Annotated in this window: 15 protein-coding genes; 12 read left to right on the forward strand and 3 right to left on the reverse strand. The window is 64.6% G+C overall.

Features of this window, described 5'->3' with window-relative positions; genetic code table 11:
• Window positions 1-132 precede the first annotated feature (132 nt).
• Both ACSQ3E_RS08875 and ACSQ3E_RS08880 read left to right on the forward strand, forming a co-directional pair.
• Entirely contained in the window at window positions 133-993 is an 861-nt protein-coding gene (locus ACSQ3E_RS08875; RefSeq protein WP_436122386.1) for a TIGR01459 family HAD-type hydrolase, read from the forward strand.
• 8 nt (window positions 994-1,001) lie between these two features.
• Window positions 1,002-1,985, forward strand: a complete 984-nt coding sequence (locus tag ACSQ3E_RS08880) for a bifunctional riboflavin kinase/FAD synthetase (RefSeq protein ID WP_436122387.1) — start codon at window positions 1,002-1,004, stop codon at window positions 1,983-1,985.
• Between the two features lie 59 nt (window positions 1,986-2,044).
• On the opposite strand, the gene ACSQ3E_RS08885 is transcribed toward ACSQ3E_RS08880, so the two are convergent.
• The gene (locus ACSQ3E_RS08885; protein WP_436122388.1) at window positions 2,045-2,611 is read right to left on the reverse strand and encodes an HdeD family acid-resistance protein; all 567 of its coding nucleotides are present in this window, start codon (window positions 2,609-2,611) and stop codon (window positions 2,045-2,047) included.
• Window positions 2,612-2,824: 213 nt separating this feature from the next.
• Here ACSQ3E_RS08885 and ACSQ3E_RS08890 point away from each other — a divergent pair, with 213 nt between their 5' ends.
• The 3 genes from ACSQ3E_RS08890 (at window position 2,825) to ACSQ3E_RS08900 (ending at window position 7,586) form a co-directional block, all read left to right on the forward strand.
• On the forward strand, window positions 2,825-3,628 hold the full coding sequence (locus ACSQ3E_RS08890) for a MipA/OmpV family protein (protein WP_436122389.1): 804 nt from the start codon (window positions 2,825-2,827) through the stop codon (window positions 3,626-3,628).
• A 232-nt stretch (window positions 3,629-3,860) separates the two neighbouring features.
• Complete coding sequence (gene ileS / locus ACSQ3E_RS08895; protein WP_436122390.1) at window positions 3,861-6,782, forward strand: isoleucine--tRNA ligase; 2,922 nt, start codon at window positions 3,861-3,863, stop codon at window positions 6,780-6,782.
• Window positions 6,783-6,968: 186 nt separating this feature from the next.
• Window positions 6,969-7,586 carry a hypothetical protein gene (locus ACSQ3E_RS08900; protein ID WP_310324930.1) on the forward strand — a complete coding sequence of 206 codons (618 nt, stop codon included), beginning with the start codon at window positions 6,969-6,971 and terminating at the stop codon, window positions 7,584-7,586.
• Between the two features lie 68 nt (window positions 7,587-7,654).
• On the opposite strand, the gene ACSQ3E_RS08905 is transcribed toward ACSQ3E_RS08900, so the two are convergent.
• The gene (locus ACSQ3E_RS08905; protein ID WP_436122391.1) at window positions 7,655-8,107 is read right to left on the reverse strand and encodes a nucleoside deaminase; all 453 of its coding nucleotides are present in this window, start codon (window positions 8,105-8,107) and stop codon (window positions 7,655-7,657) included.
• Between the two features lie 76 nt (window positions 8,108-8,183).
• Here ACSQ3E_RS08905 and ACSQ3E_RS08910 point away from each other — a divergent pair, with 76 nt between their 5' ends.
• The 5 genes from ACSQ3E_RS08910 to ACSQ3E_RS08930 all read left to right on the forward strand — a co-directional run bounded on the left by ACSQ3E_RS08910 (window position 8,184) and on the right by ACSQ3E_RS08930 (window position 14,588).
• Entirely contained in the window at window positions 8,184-10,373 is a 2,190-nt protein-coding gene (locus tag ACSQ3E_RS08910) for a pseudouridine synthase (RefSeq protein ID WP_436122392.1), read from the forward strand.
• Window positions 10,373-10,927, forward strand: a complete 555-nt coding sequence (gene rsmD, locus ACSQ3E_RS08915) for a 16S rRNA (guanine(966)-N(2))-methyltransferase RsmD (protein ID WP_436122393.1) — start codon at window positions 10,373-10,375, stop codon at window positions 10,925-10,927. The genes ACSQ3E_RS08910 and rsmD overlap by 1 nt, the downstream gene beginning before the upstream one ends.
• Before the next feature lie 112 nt (window positions 10,928-11,039).
• A complete protein-coding gene (locus tag ACSQ3E_RS08920) occupies window positions 11,040-12,413 on the forward strand; it encodes a M16 family metallopeptidase (RefSeq protein ID WP_436122394.1) in 1,374 nt (457 codons plus the stop codon).
• 4 nt (window positions 12,414-12,417) lie between these two features.
• Window positions 12,418-13,770, forward strand: a complete 1,353-nt coding sequence (locus ACSQ3E_RS08925) for a M16 family metallopeptidase (protein ID WP_436122395.1) — start codon at window positions 12,418-12,420, stop codon at window positions 13,768-13,770.
• On the forward strand, window positions 13,767-14,588 hold the full coding sequence (locus ACSQ3E_RS08930) for a patatin-like phospholipase family protein (RefSeq protein ID WP_436122396.1): 822 nt from the start codon (window positions 13,767-13,769) through the stop codon (window positions 14,586-14,588). The genes ACSQ3E_RS08925 and ACSQ3E_RS08930 overlap by 4 nt, the downstream gene beginning before the upstream one ends.
• A gap of 24 nt (window positions 14,589-14,612) precedes the next feature.
• On the opposite strand, the gene ACSQ3E_RS08935 is transcribed toward ACSQ3E_RS08930, so the two are convergent.
• Complete coding sequence (locus ACSQ3E_RS08935; protein ID WP_310324946.1) at window positions 14,613-16,043, reverse strand: MATE family efflux transporter; 1,431 nt, start codon at window positions 16,041-16,043, stop codon at window positions 14,613-14,615.
• A gap of 145 nt (window positions 16,044-16,188) precedes the next feature.
• On the opposite strand from ACSQ3E_RS08935, the gene ACSQ3E_RS08940 reads away from it, so the two are divergent.
• On the forward strand, window positions 16,189-17,532 hold the full coding sequence (locus ACSQ3E_RS08940) for a TldD/PmbA family protein (protein WP_436122397.1): 1,344 nt from the start codon (window positions 16,189-16,191) through the stop codon (window positions 17,530-17,532).
• Window positions 17,525-18,325 (forward strand): 3'(2'),5'-bisphosphate nucleotidase CysQ, encoded by an 801-nt coding sequence (locus tag ACSQ3E_RS08945; RefSeq protein WP_436122398.1) that lies wholly within the window; start codon window positions 17,525-17,527, stop codon window positions 18,323-18,325. The genes ACSQ3E_RS08940 and ACSQ3E_RS08945 overlap by 8 nt, the downstream gene beginning before the upstream one ends.
• The last annotated feature ends 73 nt before the right edge of the window (window positions 18,326-18,398 follow it).

Here is an 18,398-nt window from a genome sequence, read left to right on the forward strand (position 1 = left end):
CGACGGCGTCGCGGCCGTTGGCATAGCTGCCATCAGATCAAAGCTGGTGACAGGGCGAGCAGGTTCGGATAATTCCGGGCTGCTTGGCCGTTCAGCCAAAGTCTCCCGTTGGGATCGATCGAAGGACAGACAATGGCAGGCTTGCCGCAATCAATCGCGTCGCTCGAAGCGCTTACCGGCTGCTATTCGGCTTTGCTCTGCGACGTCTGGGGTGTCATCCACAACGGTGTCGATGCCTTCCCCGAAGCCGCGGCCGCGCTCAAGGCCGCACGCGAGAAGGGCGTCGCTGTCGTGCTGATCACCAATGCGCCGCGTCCGCGTGCCGGTGTCATTGCGCAGTTGGCGAACCTTGGCGTGCCTGAAACCGCCTGGGACAAGGTCGTGACCTCGGGCGACGTGACACGCGAACTGATCCGTTCGGGTCCGCGCCGCGTCTTCCACATTGGTCCCGATCGCGATTTTCCGATCTACGACGGCCTCGATGTCGATCTTGTCGAGGAGTTCGAGGCCTCTGTCGTAGTCTGCACCGGGCTTTTCGACGACGAGACCGAAACACCCGACGATTATGCCGAGGTGTTGCGCCGCCTGCGTGCGCGCAACCTGCCGTTCATCTGCGCCAACCCCGACATCGTCGTCGAGCGCGGCCACGAGCTGATCTGGTGCGCCGGCGCCCTGGCCCGTGACTACGGCCAGCTTGGCGGCCGCACGCTGGTGTCGGGCAAGCCGCATAGGCCGATCTATGAGGCGGCCTTGGCTGCGGCGGGCGAGGTGCTCGGTCGCGAAGTCAAGCTGGCCGACGCGCTGGCGATCGGCGACGGCATGTTCACCGACGTCAAGGGCGCGGCCGACAACGGCATCGACGTGCTCTACGTCTCGGGCGGCATCCATGCTCGCGACTATGGCGAGGCGCACGCACCCGACCCCGAAATGCTGGCGGCGTTCCTCGACAAGCATGGCTATTCGCCGGTGGCGACCATTCCAAGGCTGCGGTAAGCGCCAAGATGAAACAGAGCTTTCTTCGCATTTCGGGGGAAGAGCCGGTGCCGCCATCGCTGCGCGGCAGCGTCGTTGCCATCGGCAATTTCGACGGCATCCATCGCGGCCACCAGGCGGTGCTCGAGCGCGCGCTCGAAGAGGCGCGCCGGCGCGGTGTGGCCGCACTCGTGCTGACCTTCGAGCCGCATCCGCGAAAGGTGTTCAGGCCCGACGTTCCGCTGTTCGTGCTGACGCCGCCACCGGTCAAGGCGCGGCTGGTCGAGGCGCTCGGCTTTGCCGGCGTCGTCGAGACGCCGTTCACGCGCGAATTCGCCAGCCTGTCGGCCGAGGATTTTGTGACCTCCATCCTGGAACACCGGCTAGGCATCAGCCACGTCGTCACCGGGTTCGATTTCCACTTCGGCAAGAACCGCCAGGGCGGACCCGCCTTCCTGATGGAAGCCGGCGAGCGTCATGGCTTCGGCGTAACCCTTGTCGACGCCTTCCGCGACGAGGGCGCCGAGATCATCTCGTCGAGCCGCATCCGCGAATCGCTGTCACAGGGCGAGGCGGCGGAAGCGGCGGGTCTGCTCGGCTATCGCTACACCGTCGAGGCAGAGGTCGTCGGCGGCGCGCAGCTTGGCCGAACCCTTGGGTTCCCGACCGCCAACATGCGGTTGTCGCCGGAGGCCGGCTTGAAGGAAGGCATCTATGCCGTCCGCTTCCGCCGCGCCGACGGCTCGTTGCATGACGGCGTCGCAAGCTTCGGCCGGCGCCCGACAGTGGGTGACAATCTCGCGCCTTTGCTCGAAACCTTCGTCTTCGACTTTTCCGGCGACCTCTATGGCGAGGTCGCTTCAGTGTCGCTGTTCGGCTACCTCAGGGGCGAGGTGAAGTTCGAGGGCCTCGACGCGCTCGTCGTCCAGATGAAGCAGGACGAGGCCGAGGCGAGGGCGCTGCTCCAAGGCGTTCGCGCTCTCTCCGAACTCGATCAGACGATGGCCTTTTAGCGCAATTCCAGGAAAAGTGTGACGCGGTTTTCCGTCCGGAATTGTGCAAAAACAAAGCTCTATCCGTTGGCGCTCTTCACGCCTAAGCCGAAGGCGATGTAGCTGATGCCCTGGAAGATCAGGTCGATCGCCAGGAAGGCGCCCAGCACGATCAGGCTGTTCACCGGCCAGCCGATGGCGATGACGATGCCGGCGAGCAACGTCACCACGCCGGCGGCGACGATCCAACCCCAGCTCGAGAGCAGGCCTCTTCCCTTGATGCCCATCCAGATGCGCATCAGGCCCGAGGCGACGAGGCTGGCGGCCAGGAACAATGTTAGGATGGCCGACGCCAAGAGCGGGTTGCTGAAGGCCAGGAAGCCGGCAACGATGTAGAGCACGCCGCCGAGCAGCCAGAGCAGGAAGCCGCCCCAGTTCTTCACGCCAAAGGCGTGGATGATTTCGAAGACGCCGGCCAGGATCATCAACCAGCCCACGAAATAGACCGAAGCGACGGTCGCGACCATCAGATTGCCGGCAGCAACGATTCCCAGAACGGTGAGCGCCACGCCGAGCAGCACGAACCAGCTCCATTTGGAGCGCAGCGCGGCGATGTCGCCTTGCGGCAGTTGATCGGAAATTGCCATCGAACCCGTCTCCTTGATTTGAACAAGTCTCAATAACGGTGGCACTGCGCATGACATGGAGGCTAGTCTTGGCAGGCGAGTCGGTCCAGTGGCGGGCAACCGGAGAGGGAAATAAACGTCAGTGCGAACGATCGAATTTAATTCAAATTTTACGTTGTTTGCGTCAAACCGAATGGTCCTGGCGATTGGGTTCGTAGCGTACGCGGGGTTGTGATGAGGTCTTTCGGTCGTATTTCCGCAGCGGTTTCCGCTCTTGCGTTGGTCAGTGGACCGGCGATGGCAGGCGAAGGCGCTTTCGGCTTTCTCTCCGGCGACTGGTATCTGACGCTCGGCGCCACCGGCATGGTCGCGCCCCGCTTCGAGGGTTCCAAGAAATACCTGTTCAGCGCCCAGCCGATCATCTCGCTCGGCAAGGCCGGCAATGACGTGCGCTTTTCCTCGCGCAACGACAACATCTCGCTGGCGCTGATCGACGATGGCGGCGTCCGCGCCGGCCTGAACGGCAAGATTATTTTCGGCCGCGACGCCGAACACGAGCTGCAAGGCCTGCACGACGTGCGCTGGGGCGGCGAAATCGGCGGCTTCTTCGAATTCTATCCGACCGACTGGATGCGCGCCCGCGCCGAGGTTCGCCACGGCATTCGCGCCCATAGCGGCATCGTTGCCGATATCGCTGTCGATGCCTTCCACGACGTCACGCCCGAGATCAGGGTTTCAGGCGGCCCGCGCGTCTCATTCGCTTCCGACGACTATTTCGACACCTATTACGGCGTCAGCGCCCAGGAAGCGGCGGCCTCCGGCATCAGCCAGTATGATCCAAGCGGCGGCATGCGCGCGGCCGGCGTCGGCGGCGCGATCACCTGGAAGGCGACCGACAACGTCACCGCGAGCCTGTTTGGCGAGTATTCGCGCTTGATGGGATCGGCGGCGGATTCGACGATCGTCAGGGAGCGCGGTTCGCGCGACCAACTGACGATCGGCGTGTCGACCAGCTACCGCTTCGACTTCAAGCTTTGATAGCAAGCGAATTAGGCGCTTTATTCCGCGCTCCGGCTCCGCTAAAAGCGCGGCCATGAGATTTTTCGCGCCCGTCTTCGCGACTGCGATACGAATTACGGGCCCGGCCTTCCGGGTGGCCTGAGGCTGTCCGCAAGTCCGGGACTTTTTGCCTGCGCGCTCACCAGCGCCTTTTCCAGATCATGACAGTTGAACGCCCGTGGCAGCTTTGCCGGGCAAGATGGCAAGACAAATGACCGATACGTTCGAAAAGATCGACTATTCCAAGACCCTTTATCTGCCGCAGACGGAATTTCCGATGCGCGCCGGCCTGCCCGAGAAGGAGCCGGTGACGGTTGCGCGCTGGCAGAAGATGGACCTCTACAAGCGCCTGCGCGAAAGTGCCACCGGCCGCGAGAAATACGTGCTGCACGACGGACCGCCCTACGCCAACGGCAACATCCATATCGGCCACGCGCTGAACAAGATCCTCAAGGACGTCATCACCCGCTCGTTCCAGATGCGCGGCTATGACTCCAACTACGTGCCAGGCTGGGACTGCCACGGCCTGCCGATCGAATGGAAGATCGAGGAGAAGTACCGCGCTGCCGGCAAGAACAAGGACGAGGTCGAGATCAACGAGTTCCGCAAGGAATGCCGTGAATTCGCCGCCGGCTGGATCGGGGTCCAGGCCGAGGAGTTTCAGCGTCTCGGCGTCGTCGGTGATTTCAAAAACCCGTACACGACCATGAACTTCCACGCCGAGGCTCGCATCGCCGGCGAGTTGTTGAAGTTCGCCATGTCGGGCCAGCTCTATCGTGGCTCCAAGCCAGTGATGTGGTCGGTGGTCGAGCGCACAGCACTTGCCGAGGCTGAGGTCGAGTACCAGGATTATGAGAGCGACACGATCTGGGTGAAATTCCCGGTGGCTTCCGGTTCGGATGCCCTGGCCGGCGCTTCTGTCGTCATCTGGACGACCACGCCCTGGACCATCCCCGGCAACCGCGCCGTCAGCTATTCGCCGCGCATCGGCTATGGTCTCTATGAGGTCACGGCAGCCGAAAACGATTTCGGCCCGCAGCCGGGTGAGAAGCTGATCTTTGCCTCGGCATTGGCCGAAGAAGCTGCGGCAAAGGCGAAGGTGACGTTGAATCAGATCCGCAGCGTTTCGGGTGAAGAGCTTGGAAAGCTTGTGCTTTCGCATCCACTCAAGGGCTTGGGCGGCGGCTATGAGTTCGCCGTGCCGATGCTCGCCGGCGACCATGTCACCGACGACGCCGGCACCGGTTTCGTGCACACGGCACCGGGCCACGGCCGCGAGGACTTTGACGCCTGGATGGATGCGGCGAAGCACCTCCGCGAACGCGGCATCGACCCGGCGATCCCTTTTACCGTCGACGACGCCGGTTTCCTGACCAAGGACGCGCCGGGCTTCGGTCCCGACCGCGAGGGTGGGGCGGCGCGCGTCATCGACGACAACGGCAAGAAGGGCGATGCCAACAAGGCTGTCATCGAAGAGCTGATCAAGGCCAGCGCACTGTTTGCGCGCGGTAGACTCAAGCACAGCTACCCGCACAGCTGGCGCTCGAAGAAGCCGGTCATCTTCCGCAACACGCCGCAGTGGTTTGTCTATATGGACAAGCAGCTCGGCGATGGCACGACGCTGCGCAGCCGCGCGCTGAGCGCGATTGAGGAAACCCGTTTCGTGCCGGCCGCTGGCCAGACCCGCCTGCGCGCCATGATCGCGGAGCGCCCCGACTGGGTGCTGTCGCGCCAGCGTGCCTGGGGCGTGCCGATCGCCATCTTTGCGGACGCCGACGGCAATGTGCTGAAGGACGAGTCTGTCAACGCCCGCATCGTCGAGGCCTTCGAAGCTGAGGGTGCCGACGCCTGGTTCGCCGAGGGTGCGCGCGAGCGTTTCCTGGGGGCGCGCGCCAACGAGGCGTGGACGCAGGTGATGGACATCCTCGACGTCTGGTTCGATTCGGGCTCGACCCATGTCTTCACGCTGGAGGATCGCCCCGACCTGAAATGGCCGGCCGATGTCTATCTCGAAGGCTCGGACCAGCATCGCGGCTGGTTCCACTCGTCGCTGCTCGAAAGCTGCGGCACGCGCGGCCGCGCGCCCTACAACACGGTCGTCACCCATGGTTTCACCATGGACGAGGAAGGCCGCAAGATGTCGAAGTCGCTCGGCAACACCGTCGTGCCACAGGACGTCATGAAGCAGTCGGGCGCCGACATCCTGCGTCTGTGGGTGATGACGACTGACTATTGGGAAGACCAGCGCCTCGGCAAGAACGTGCTGCAGACCAACATCGACGCCTACCGTAAGTTGCGGAACACCATCCGCTGGATGCTGGGCACGCTCGCCCATGACGATGGCGAGGAAGTGGCGCTGGCCGAGATGCCGGAGCTGGAGCGGCTGATGCTGCACCGGCTGTCGGAGCTCGATGCTTTGGTGCGGAAGGGCTATGACGAGTTCGAGTTCAAGCGCATCACCCGCGGGCTGATCGATTTCATGGTCGTCGAGCTGTCGGCCTTCTACTTCGACATCCGCAAGGACGTGCTCTACTGCGATGCGCCGTCGAGCACCCGCCGCAAGGCGGCCGTCCATGTCGTGCGCGAGCTGTTCAACTGCCTGGTCAAGTGGTTGGCGCCAATGCTGCCCTTCACCACCGAAGAGGCATGGCTCGAACGCAACCCCGAGGCTGTCTCGGTTCATCTCGAGCAGTTCCCCGAGGTGCCGGCTGCCTGGCGCGATGAAGCGCTGGCCGAAAAGTGGCGCAAGGTCCGCCAGGTGCGCAGCGTGGTCACCGGCGCGCTGGAGCTGGAGCGGGCGAAGAAGACCATCGGCTCGTCACTGGAGGCGGTTCCGGTCGTCTACATGAACGATGCAGTGCTGGAGGAGGCCCTGTCGGGCATCGACCTGGCCGAGATCAGCATCACCAGCGATCTCGTCATCTCGCATGGCGCTGCTCCTGCCGATTCCTTCGTCCTTCGCGAAGTTCCCGGCGTCGCCGTCGTCGTCGAGAAGGCGGAAGACCGCGGACTGGTCAAGTGCGCGCGCTCGTGGCGCTACACCGGTGACGTTGGTTCGGACGCGGCCTTTGCCGACGTGTCGGCTCGCGATGCCGCCGCACTGCACGAACTGCAGGCACTTGGCCGGTTCTAACAGATGCTGAAATGCAACGACCGGTAGACATCTGTGGCCGGTCGTTGCCCTTGACGGCCCATTAAGGTAAAAGCGCGAAACTCCGGCAGACAAATTGTCGCCGGAATTCCGTCGGATGAGCATACGGACCGGGACCCGGCTCAAGGCCGGCATCTAGCGAGAGGCGTTCGAGTGAAAATTACTGGCATGACGGACCGCATCAGCGCGCGCGGAGCTTTGCTTGCGTCGCTCGCCGTTTCCGGCCTGGCGCTCACGGGCTGCATGAGCGCCCCCACCTACGGCACCGACAAGTCGGCGACGACCCAGCTCGCGTCCGACCTGACCAACATCATGTCGTTGAAGCCGAAGACCAACAGCATCGAATACAAGCCGCGTCCCGATCTGGTGAAGCCAAAGACCGGCCAGGTGGCAGCGCTGCCGGCGCCGCAGGACAACATCGTCACCACGGCAAGCGCCGACTGGCCCGAATCGCCCGAGGCGCGCCGCGCCCGTATCCGCGACGACGCCACCAAGAATCGCGACAATCCGAACTTCGAGCCTCAGGTCGTCAACGACATGGCGTCGCTGAACGGCCCCGACATGAGCAAGTGGACGCCGGCCCAGCGCAAGATCGAGATCGAGCGCCGCCTGCGCGAGAACAAGCAGGGCAGCACCACGAGCCGCAAGTATCTGAGCGAACCGCCGCTGGCCTATCGTCAGGCCGCCGCGACCGCAGCGCAGGACGAGCTCGGCGAAGACGAGATCAAGAAGGAACGCCGCAAGAAGAAGCTCTCCAAGAAGAGCACCAGCTGGTGGCCGTTCTGATCCAGGCCACATTTGCAGACTGACCGGGCGCCCTGACTGGTTCAGGGCGTTTTCGTTTTCTGGAAGACCTAGTCCTCGCGCCGGTCCTTGAAGAAGCTCTTGAGCATCTCGGCGGCGCGTGTTTCGCCAATGCCGGCATAGACATCGGGCGCATGATGGCAGGTGGGGGAGGCGTAGAAGCGGACGCCGCTGACCACAGCGCCGCCCTTGTCGTCGGCGGCGCCGAAATAGAGCCGGCGCAGGCGGGCAAACGAGATCGCGGCGGCGCACATGGTGCAGGGTTCGAGCGTCACGTAGAGGTCGAGCCCGGTGAGGCGCTCCTGGCCGAGCTGCTCGGAGGCTTCGCGGATCGCCAGTATTTCGGCATGCGCCGTGGCATCGTTGAGTTCGCGGGTGCGGTTGCCGGCCCGGGCGACGATTTCGTTGCCCTGGACGATGACCGCGCCGATCGGCACTTCGCCGCGCGCCGCTGCCGCTTCGGCCTCGTCGAAGGCCAATGCCATGTAATCGGGCCGTTTCACGCCTCAACCATCCTGTTACCCCTCGCTAACCCCCGAGCTTCCTGTTATCTAGCCGCCGAAAAGGGCAAAGGCCACCATGGACGACGATCGTAAGAAATTCCCCCGCAAGGGCGGGTCAAAACCGGCTGGAGCAGGCGGCCGTGACGGCGGTGCGAAGAAATTCGGCAAGCCGCGCACCGAAGGCGGTGCAAAGCCTTTTGCCAAGAAGCCGTATGCACCGCGTCCTGCTGGTGCAGGCGGTGGCGATCGTCCTGATCGTCCCAAGCGTGACTTCGGTCCGCGCGACGGCGAAGCGCGTCCTGCAAGCGGCGAGCGTACCTTCAACAAGGGACCGCGCCCCGAGGGCAAGCCCTATGAGAAGCGCGAAGGCAAGCCGTTCGGCGACAAACCCTATGCCAAGAAGCCATTTGTGAAGCGCGCCGAAGGTGCCGAAGGCGGCGAACGCCCCAAGCGCGATTTCGCGCCGCGTGATGGCGCAGCACGGGCCGAGCGCCCGTTCCACAAGGGCCCGCGCCCTGAGGGCAAGCCTTACGAAAAGCGCGAAGGCGGCCGCTCGTTTGGCGGCGGCAAGCCTTATGGCGACAAGCCTTACCGGGCGCGTCCGGCCGAAGGTGCCGAGGGCGCTGAGCGTCCGCGCCGCGAGTTCAACCGCGATGATCGCCCGCGCGATGGCGAAGGCCGCTCCGAGCGTCCGTTCCACAAGGGTCCGCGCCCCGAGGGCAAGCCTTACGAAAAGCGCGAAGGCGGCCGTTCGTTCGGCGGCGACAAGCCTTATGGCGACAAGCCTTACCGGGCACGTCCGGCCGAAGGCGGCGATCGCTCGTTCCGGCCGCGTGCCGAGGGCGGCAAGCCCTTCGAGAAGCGCGGCGAGGGCTTCAAGCCGCGCCCGCGTGCTTCCGAGGATGCACCGGAGCCGGGCGAGCGCATCGCCAAGCGCCTGGCACGTGCCGGCCTGGCCTCGCGCCGCGACGCCGAGGAGCTGATTGCCGCCGGCCGCGTCAAGGTCAACAACAAGATCCTGGCGTCGCCGGCGGTCAACGTCATGCCGGATGACATCATCCATCTCGACGGCATGGAAATCCCGCCGATCGAGCGCACCCGCCTGTTCCTGTTCCACAAGCCGGCGGGCGTGGTCACCACCAACCGCGACCCTGAAGGCCGCAAGACCGTCTTTGACGTGCTGCCGCAAGAGCTGCCGCGCCTGATGACCATCGGCCGCCTCGACATCAACACCGAAGGCCTGTTGTTGCTGACCAATGACGGCGGCCTGTCGCGTGTGCTCGAACTGCCGGCGACCGGCTGGCTGCGCCGCTACCGCGTGCGTGTCCATGGCAAGGTCGAGCAGAAGACGCTGGACGGTCTCAAGGACGGCATCGCCGTCGAGGGCGTGTTCTACGGCTCGATCGAAGCGACGCTCGACCGCGAGCAGGGCAGCAATGCCTGGATCACCATCGGCCTGCGTGAAGGCAAGAACCGCGAGGTCAAGAACATCCTCGGCGCGCTCGGCCTCGAGGTGAACCGCCTGATCCGCATCTCCTATGGCCCGTTCCAGCTCGGCGAGCTGCCCGAGGGCCATGTCCAGGAGATCAAGGGCAAGATGCTGCGCGACCAGCTCGGCGAGCGGCTGATCGAGGAGTCGGGTGCCAATTTCGACGCCGACATCGTCAAGCCGTTCTCCAACAAGCCGACCTTCCGCCGCGAGGAACGTCGCGAGGAAGAGGCCCCGCGCGCGCCGCGTGCCGCCCGCCTCGACATCGGCGAAGGCGGCCTGATCAAGAACCGCAAGCGCGATCGCGAGCGTCATCGTGAGGACGTGCTGGGTCGCCTGTCGACCGAACGCCCTGCCGGCTTCGGTGACAAGCCGAGCTATGGCGACAAGCCGAAATTTGGTGACAAGCCGCGCTTTGGCGACAAGCCTAAGTTCGGTGACAAGCCCAGGTTTGGCGACAAGCCGAAATTCGGCGGCAAGAAGGGTGACGAGCGCGAGAAGAAGCCGTTCGAAACGCCGGGCGCCCGCAAGGCCAATGTCTGGATGGCTCCGGGTGCGCGTCCGCAGAGCGAAAAGGCCAAGGCCGATGCCGCTTCCAAGCCGCGTGGCAGGCCTGACTTCGACAAGCCGCGCTCGGACAAGCCACGCTTCGACAAGCCTCGTTCTGACGGGCCGCGTTCCGACAAGCCACGTTCCGACAGGCCGCGTTCCGACAGGCCAAGCGGCGACGGTCCGCGCGGCGGACGCCCCGGCGGTCCGCGCCGGGATCGCGGCTGATGCGGGTTGTCGGTGGTGACTTGCGCGGCAGGCCTCTGGCCACGCCGCGCGACAACGCCATTCGCCCGACAACGGATCGCACGCGCGAAGCGGTGTTCAACATGCTTGCCCACCGCTTCGGCGGCAGGCTGGACGGCGCACGCGTGCTCGATCTTTTCGCTGGCACCGGTGCGCTCGGCATCGAGGCGTTGTCGCGCGGCGCTGCCTATTGCGTCTTCATCGAGGAATCGGCGGAAGGCCGCGGGCTTGTCCGAACCAATGTCGAAAGCTTCGGCCTGACCGGCCGGACCAAGATCTTCCGCCGTGACGCGACCGGTCTGGGCGACGCCGGCACGCTCGGGCCCTTCGGCCTGGTCTTTGCCGATCCGCCCTATGGCAAGGGCCTGGGCGAACGCGCCTTGCGTTCGGCCCGCGCCGGCGGCTGGCTCGCGCCCGGCGCGCTCTGCGTCGTCGAGGAAGCGGCTGCCGCTGCCTTCGAGCCGGGTCCCGGCTTTTCCATCGTCGACGAACGCTCCTATGGCGAGACGGTGATCCGCTTCATCGAAGCGGAATAGCTGCGGCGCCCGACTTCGGCCTCTTTCGGACCGGAAGATTACGAACAATTCACTTCCCGCCGCTTTGTGCCGAAGCCTATAAGACGGGCACGTCCACATTCAGAGGCAGTTGATGATCTTGAGATTCTTGCGGGCGAAAGCCTCGCTGCCAATTCTATTGGCCTTGGGCCTCGCCTCGACGGCGCCGGCTCTCGCCGAAGCGCCGCGCAGCGACTGGAAGGTCACCAGCTTCACGCTCGACAATGGCATGCAGGTCGTGGTCATTCCCGACCATCGTGCGCCGATCGCAACGCACATGGTCTGGTACAAGGTCGGCAGCGCCGACGAGATGCCCGGCAAGTCGGGCATCGCCCATTTCTTCGAACATCTGATGTTCAAGGGCACCAGCAACCACAAGGCCGGTGAGTTCGGCCAGAAGATCGCCGAGATCGGCGGCAGCGAGAACGCCTTCACCACCTATGACTACACCGCCTACCACCAGACGGTGACACCCGCAGCACTCGAAACGATGATGAGCTTCGAGGCCGACCGGATGCGCAATTTGGTGCTGACCGATGGGGTGATCGGGCCAGAGCGCGACGTCATCCTGGAAGAGCGCCGCTCGCGGGTCGAAAACAATCCGGGCGCGCTGCTCAACGAGGAAGTCGATGCGACGCTGTACCAGAACCAGCCCTATCGTATTCCCGTCATCGGCTGGATGCATGAGATCGAGAAGCTCAACCGGGTCGACGCGACGGCGTTCTACAACCAGTATTACGCCCCCAACAACGCGATCCTGATCGTTGCCGGTGACGTCGAGCCTGAGACGGTCAAGGCACTGGCCGAAAAGACCTACGGCAAGGTGGCGCGCGGCCCGGAGCTTCCGCCACGCATCCGCCCGGTCGAGCCGGAGCAGAACACCAAGCGCACCGTCGAGCTCACCGACGAGCGTGTCAGCGTGCCGAGCTTCTCCAAGGCCTGGGTGGTGCCGTCCTACCAGACGGCCGAGCCGGGCGAAGCCGAAGCGCTCGACCTTCTCTCGGAGATCCTTGGCGGCGGCAGCCGCAGCCGGCTCTACCAGGGCCTGGTGGTCAAGGACGGCATTGCCTCGTCCGCCGGCGCCTTCTTCCAAGGCACGATGGTCGACGACACCAGCTTCACCGTTTATGGCGCGCCGCGTGGCGAAGCCGGGCTGCAGCAGGTGGAAGCCGCCGTTGACGTCGAGATTCGCCGCATCATCAAGGATGGCGTGACCGCTGACGAGCTCGAGAAGGCCAAGGACCGTTTCGTCCGCTCGATGATCTTTGCCCGCGACAACCAGGCAAGCATGGCCAACATCTATGGCAGCACACTGGCGACCGGCGGCACCGTTGCCGACATCGAACAGTGGCCGGACAGGATTCGCGCTGTGACCACCGACCAGATCAAGGCGGTTGCCGCCAAATACCTCAATCCCGACCATTCGGTTGCCGGCTATCTGCTGCCGGCGAAATCAGTCGAGAAGTGATTTGATGACCACGCTCATGGCAATGCGTTTCAAGGCCTATGCATCAGCGGTGACGCTGATGCTGGCGCTGGCTTTCCTGGTCCTGCCCGCCATGGTCGCGCGCGCCGAGGTCCGCATCCAGGAGGTCAAGTCCGACAAGGGCATCACCGCCTGGCTGGTCGAGGACTATTCGGTGCCGATCATCGCAATCAAATTCCTGTTCGATGGCGGCAGCACGCAGGATCCTGTCGGTAAGGAAGGCCTCGCCAACCTGATGACCGGGCTTTTCGACGAGGGCGCCGGCGATCTTGACAGCGACGCCTTCCAGATCAAGCTCGACGAGGCCGGCGCGGAGATGGGCTTCAACGAAGGCAATGACGCCGTCGGCGGCGGTATGCGCATGCTGGCCGATCGCCAGAACGATGCCTTCGAACTGCTCAAGCTTGCGGTCGAGAAGCCGCGCTTCGACCAGGCACCGCTCGACCGCGTCCGCTCGCAGATCGTCAACGGCATCGTTGCCAATGCGCGTGACCCCGAGACACAGGCGGCGCGCAAATGGGCCGAGGCGATCTACGGCACGCATCCTTATGCGCGGCCCGACATGGGCACCGAGGCATCGCTTGCCACGATCACCGCGGATGACCTGCGCGCCTTTCACAAGGCCAATTTCGCTCGCGAAAACATCCATGTCGCCGTCGTCGGCGCGATCGATGCCGAAACGCTGAAGACGCGGCTCGACGAGGTTTTCGGCGAGTTGCCTGAGAAGGCCGAGTTGCGGCCGGTCGAACGCGTCGAGCCCAGGCTTGGCCAGACCATGCATATCGAATACCCGTTGCCGCAGACCTCGCTGCAGCTGGTCTATCCCGGCGTGCCACGCGAAGCGCCCGATTTCCTCGCAGCAGCGCTGATGGAGCACATTCTGGGCGGCGGTACATTCTCGTCGCGGCTCTTCGACGAGGTGCGCGAAAAGCGCGGGCTGGCCTACAGCGTAAGCTCCGCGCTGATCAACCAGGAGCATTCGTCGTCGCTGATCATCGGCACGGCGACACGGTCGGACCGGGCAGCCGAGACGCTCGGCGTCATCCGCGAGGTGATCCGCAAGATGGCGGAGGAGGGGCCCACCGAGGCCGAACTAGACGCGGCCAAGAAATACATGCTTGGCGCCTATGCCATCAACAATCTCGATTCCTCGGGCGCGATCGCCGGCACGCTTGTCGACCTGCAGACCGACAAGCTCGGCATCGACTACATGCAGAGGCGCATAGACCTGATCAACGCCGTCAAGCTCGACGACGTCAAGGCGGCGGCGCGCAAGCTGTTGTCGGTCGAACCGGCGATCATGATCCTCGGTCCTAAATTCGGAGAGAGCAAGGGATGAGCGCCACCTTCGCGCTGGCACTTGGCGGCGGCGGGGCGCGCGGCCTCGCTCATATCCATGTCATCGAGGCGCTCGACGAGCTCGGCATCAAGCCGGTGGCGATCGCAGGATCCTCCATCGGCGCGGTGATGGGGGCAGGCATGGCTGCCGGCCTGACCGGCAAGGAAATTCACGAGCACTCCCGGGCTGTCCTTGGCCGGCCGGCGGAGGTTGCAAGCCGCATGTGGCGGGCTCGGCCGGGTACGCTGTCGGAGATGGTCGAGACCGGCATCAGGGTCACCCAGTTCAATGTCGAGCGCATCCTCAAGTCGTTCCTGCCCGAGGGTGTGCCGGCAACTTTCGAGGAGCTGAAGCTGCCCTTGAAGGTGACGGCCACCGACTATTACGGCCATTGCCTGAAGGTGTTCGAGGAGGGCGAGCTGTTTTCGGCCCTTGCCGCGTCGGCGGCGATCCCGGCGGTGTTCAAGCCGGTGACGCGCGGCAACACGCTCTACATAGATGGCGGCATCTACAATCCAGTGCCGTTCGACCTGCTCGAGGGCCTGGCCGACCACGTCATTGCCATCGATGTCGTCGGTGCGCCGTTCGAGAACGGACGCAAGCCGCCCAATTCGATCGACCTGATGTTCGGCGCCAGCCAGCTGATGATGCAGTCGATCATCGCCAACAAGCTCGGCCAGAACCCGCCCGACATCTTCCTGAGGCCACCGGTGTCGCGCTTCAAGGCGCTCGACTTCCTCAAGATCGACCAGGTGATGGCCGAGACGGCGGCGATCAAGGACGAACTCAAGCACGCCCTCGACGAGATCCTTAGCTAAACCGGTCGAAGCCTGTAGGCCGCCCTATTGCAGGGTGGATGCCTTGCCGGTGGAGAAGGGCGACTGTGCCGCCGGTGGCGGCGCCAGCACCAGCTCGTCCTGGTGCTGCGGTTCGCGCGCGATCGCATTGACGACGCGGAAGCAGACGAACATCGACACCACGCCGAACACCACGGCGCCCAGGCCCCAGCCGGCGATGACGCCGATGGCGCCCCAGTAGTGCGCGCCGATCCAGACGAAGGGGATGACGCCGAGTGTCGAGCGACCCCAGTTGAACACGGTCGAATAGGTCGGGTAGCCGAGATTGTTGAAGGCAGCGCTCGACACGAAGATCGCGCCGTTGAACAGGAAGCTGCCGGCGGCGAAATGGCAGAAGAACACGATCAGCTCGCGAGCGATGCCGTCGGCGCCGAAGGCGCTGGCGATCGGGTTGGCGAAGATCGCCAGCAACGCCCAGACACTCAGCACATAGACGATGGTGAACAGCAGGCTGTCGCGCATCGTCGTGGTCAGGCGCTCGAACTTGCGGGCGCCGTAGTTCTGCCCGAGGATCGGCCCGACGGCCCCCGACAGCGCGAAGATGACGCCGAAGGCGACCGGCACCAGACGGCCGATGATCGCCCAGCCGGCCACCGCCTGGTCGCCGAAGGCAGCCATTTCGATGGTGACATAGGCGTTGCCGACAGGGGTCGCGACCTGGGTCAGCATGGCCGGCACGCCGATGGCGAAGAATGGCCTGACGGCCTCGCGCAGTCCGCTCAAATCGGGGAGCTTGATCAGCCTGTGCACGACATGGGCACCGTGCAGGCCGATGGCCAGCATGACGAAGCGGGTCAGTACCGTCGAGATGGCGGCGCCATCGAGGCCGAGGTCGAAGCCGAAGATCAGGATCGGGTCGAGAATGGCCGCCGCAATGCCGCTGCCCAGTGTCACATACATCGCCCGTCGCGCATCGCCGACGCCACGCAATATGCCTGTCGTGCACATGCCGAGCGCCATAACAGGGAATGACGGCAGCACGATCTGCAGGAATCGCGTCGACAGGTCGAGCGTGGCGCCGGTGGCGCCGAGCAGGGAGAGCAGTGGCCGCAGGAACGGCAAGGCAGCAAGCGTCATCACAAGCGTGGCGACACCCATGAACACCATCGAGGCGCCGCCCATGCGCCGGGCTTCCTCGCGCTGGCCGCGGCCGAGGCAGCGCGCCACGAGCGCGCCGCAGGCGATGGTGAAGCCGATCGAGATCGAAAGCGTGAAGAACAGCAGCGTCGAGGCAAAGCCGATGGCTGCCGCCAGTTCCTCGATGCCGAGCAGGGAAATATAGAACAGGTTGAGCGCGTCGACGATGAAGATGGCGATCAGGCCGACCGATCCGGTGCCGGTCATGACCACGACATGGCGCATGGTCGAACCGGTGGTGAATTTGGCCGGTGCCGCCGCCGGGGCCTGTGTGGACATGCTATTCCCCTGGAGATTTCGGCGGCGAAGCGCCGCATCAGGGTCGTTTGACCATGCACCCGCCCATTGCACAAGCGGGTTGGGGACAATAGATGGGGTGGTACGGGCCGCGACCAACGGGCGGCAAGCAATCGGAACATGCCAAATGAACGATACCAACGACGCCGCGAAACTGGCCGACCGGGTGGCGAACCTCGTCGAGGCGGCAAAGAAGGCCGGCGCTGACGCAGCCGACGCGGTTGCGGTGCGCGGCCGCTCGACAAGCGTTTCGGTGCGCCTCGGCAAGGTCGAGGCGACAGAGGCTTCCGAAAGCGAGGACATGTCGCTTCGGGTGTTCGTCGGCCAGCGCGTCGCCAGCGTTTCGGCGACGGCCGCCTCCGACCCCAGGGTTCTGGCCGAGCGCGCCGTAGCAATGGCCAGGGTTTCGCCTGAGGATCCCTATCAGGGCCTGGCGGATGCATCGTTGCTGACGCAAACGCCGCGCGACCTCGATCTGTTCGACGACACCGTCGTATCGGCCGAACGGCTGAAAGAAGACGCGCTCGCCGCCGAGGAGGCCGCACTCGCCGTCAAGGGCGTGACCAATTCATCCGGCGCCGGTGCTGCCGCCGGTCTCGGCGGGCTGGTGCTCGCGACATCGCACGGCTTCGTCGGCCACTATGTCGGCTCACGCTTCTCGCGCTCGGCCAGCGTGATCGCCGGCGAGGGCACGTCGATGGAGCGCGACTACGATTACTCCTCGCGCATCCACTTCGCCGATCTCGATGCAGCCGCCGATATCGGCCGCAACGCCGGCGAACGTGCGGTCAAGCGGCTCAACGCGCGCAAGGCGGCAACCGGACCCGTCGACGTCGTCTTCGATCCGCGCGTCGCGCGTGGCATTGCAGGACACCTCGCCGGCGCCATCAATGGCGCATCCGTGGCCCGCAAGACCAGCTTCCTGCGCGACATGATGGGCAAGCAGGTGGCATCGGCCGCCATCACCGCCATCGACGAGCCGTTGAAGCTGCGTGGACAGGCCTCGCGGCCGTTCGACGGCGAAGGCATCGAGGGTGCCACGCTGAAGATGGTCGACAAGGGCGTGCTCAACCATTGGTTCCTGTCGACATCGGCGGCACGCGAGCTTGGCCTCGTCACCAATGGCCGTGGCGCGCGTGGCGGCTCTTCGGTGTCGCCGTCGTCGACCAATTTCAGCATCGAGCCGGGCGATCGCTCGCCCGAGGACATCATCCGTTCGCTCAAGCGTGGGTTCTACGTCACCGAAGTGTTCGGCCAGGGCGTCGACATGGTGACGGGTGAATACAGCCGCGGCGCTTCGGGTTTCTGGATCGAGAATGGCGAGATCACCTGGGCGGTGTCGGAGGTGACGATCGCCTCCAACCTCAAGGACATGTTCCTGCGCATGGTGCCGGCAAGCGACCTCGACCGCAATTTCGGCACTGCCGCGCCGACGCTTCTGATCGAAGGCATGACCCTTGCAGGTGACTGACAACATCGACAATCCCGACCTCAAGGCCGAGCTCGACCTGCTGCGCAAGGCTGCCACCGAGGCCGGGCGGATCGCCATGGGCTTTTTCCGGCAGAGCCCGGAAGTCTGGTTCAAGGGCGGCAATTCGCCGGTCAGCGAGGCCGATTACGCCGCCGACCACTATCTGCGCGAAACCTTGACGGCGGCACGGCCTGACTATGGCTGGCTGTCGGAGGAAACCGCCGACAATCCCGACCGGCTCGGCGCGCGCCGCACCTTCGTCGTCGATCCCATCGATGGCACGCGCGGCTTCGTCGAAGGGCGCACGGCATGGTGCGTCAGCGTTGCCGTGGTCGAAGATGGCCGCTCGCTCGCCGGCGTGCTCGAATGCCCGGCACGCAACGAGACCTACTGGGCGGTCAAAGGCGGTGGCGCCTTTCTCAACGGCCAACCCTTGAAGGTGCGCGAACCGGGCGAACGCATGCGTATCGCTGGTCCCAAGCCGATGATCGACAGGATGCCGGCGGATTGGCAGGAGCGGCTTGATCGGGAGGCCTACATACCTTCGCTGGCCTATCGCGTGGCGATGATCGCCAACGGGGTGCTCGACGCGACTTTCGTCAAGCCGAATGCCCATGATTGGGACATTGCCGCTGCCGAGCTGATCTTGACCGAGGCGGGCGGTAAGCTGCTCGACAGGCATGGCAGCAGGCTCGCTTTTGCCGGCAGCGACATCGTTCACGGCGCGCTGATGGCCGGCAACGGGACGCTGCTCGACGTCATGGCCGGAGTGCTTGCCAGCCACGACGGTTGATGATTTTACCGAGTGTTCCAAAACGGCTCGCTTTGGTCTAGATCAGGCGAGCCCTGAGATGATGAATCAAGGA

This window comes from Aminobacter sp. LjRoot7 (assembly GCF_964252895.1).
Classification (GTDB): Bacteria; Pseudomonadota; Alphaproteobacteria; order Rhizobiales; family Rhizobiaceae; genus Aminobacter; species Aminobacter aminovorans_B.

What these genes read in the sequence shown, in the direction of transcription:
- ACSQ3E_RS08885 (WP_436122388.1), bottom strand. Translation starts at nt 2,611, where the DNA reads ATGGCAATTTCCGATCAACTGCCGCAAGGCGACATCGCCGCGCTGCGC.
- rsmD (WP_436122393.1), top strand. Translation starts at nt 10,373, where the DNA reads ATGCGGGTTGTCGGTGGTGACTTGCGCGGCAGGCCTCTGGCCACGCCG.
- ACSQ3E_RS08940 (WP_436122397.1), top strand. Translation starts at nt 16,189, where the DNA reads ATGAACGATACCAACGACGCCGCGAAACTGGCCGACCGGGTGGCGAAC.
- ACSQ3E_RS08920 (WP_436122394.1), top strand. Translation starts at nt 11,040, where the DNA reads ATGATCTTGAGATTCTTGCGGGCGAAAGCCTCGCTGCCAATTCTATTG.
- ACSQ3E_RS08890 (WP_436122389.1), top strand. Translation starts at nt 2,825, where the DNA reads ATGAGGTCTTTCGGTCGTATTTCCGCAGCGGTTTCCGCTCTTGCGTTG.
- ileS (WP_436122390.1), top strand. Translation starts at nt 3,861, where the DNA reads ATGACCGATACGTTCGAAAAGATCGACTATTCCAAGACCCTTTATCTG.
- ACSQ3E_RS08900 (WP_310324930.1), top strand. Translation starts at nt 6,969, where the DNA reads ATGACGGACCGCATCAGCGCGCGCGGAGCTTTGCTTGCGTCGCTCGCC.
- ACSQ3E_RS08935 (WP_310324946.1), bottom strand. Translation starts at nt 16,043, where the DNA reads ATGTCCACACAGGCCCCGGCGGCGGCACCGGCCAAATTCACCACCGGT.
- ACSQ3E_RS08875 (WP_436122386.1), top strand. Translation starts at nt 133, where the DNA reads ATGGCAGGCTTGCCGCAATCAATCGCGTCGCTCGAAGCGCTTACCGGC.
- ACSQ3E_RS08880 (WP_436122387.1), top strand. Translation starts at nt 1,002, where the DNA reads ATGAAACAGAGCTTTCTTCGCATTTCGGGGGAAGAGCCGGTGCCGCCA.
- ACSQ3E_RS08930 (WP_436122396.1), top strand. Translation starts at nt 13,767, where the DNA reads ATGAGCGCCACCTTCGCGCTGGCACTTGGCGGCGGCGGGGCGCGCGGC.
- ACSQ3E_RS08910 (WP_436122392.1), top strand. Translation starts at nt 8,184, where the DNA reads ATGGACGACGATCGTAAGAAATTCCCCCGCAAGGGCGGGTCAAAACCG.
- ACSQ3E_RS08925 (WP_436122395.1), top strand. Translation starts at nt 12,418, where the DNA reads ATGACCACGCTCATGGCAATGCGTTTCAAGGCCTATGCATCAGCGGTG.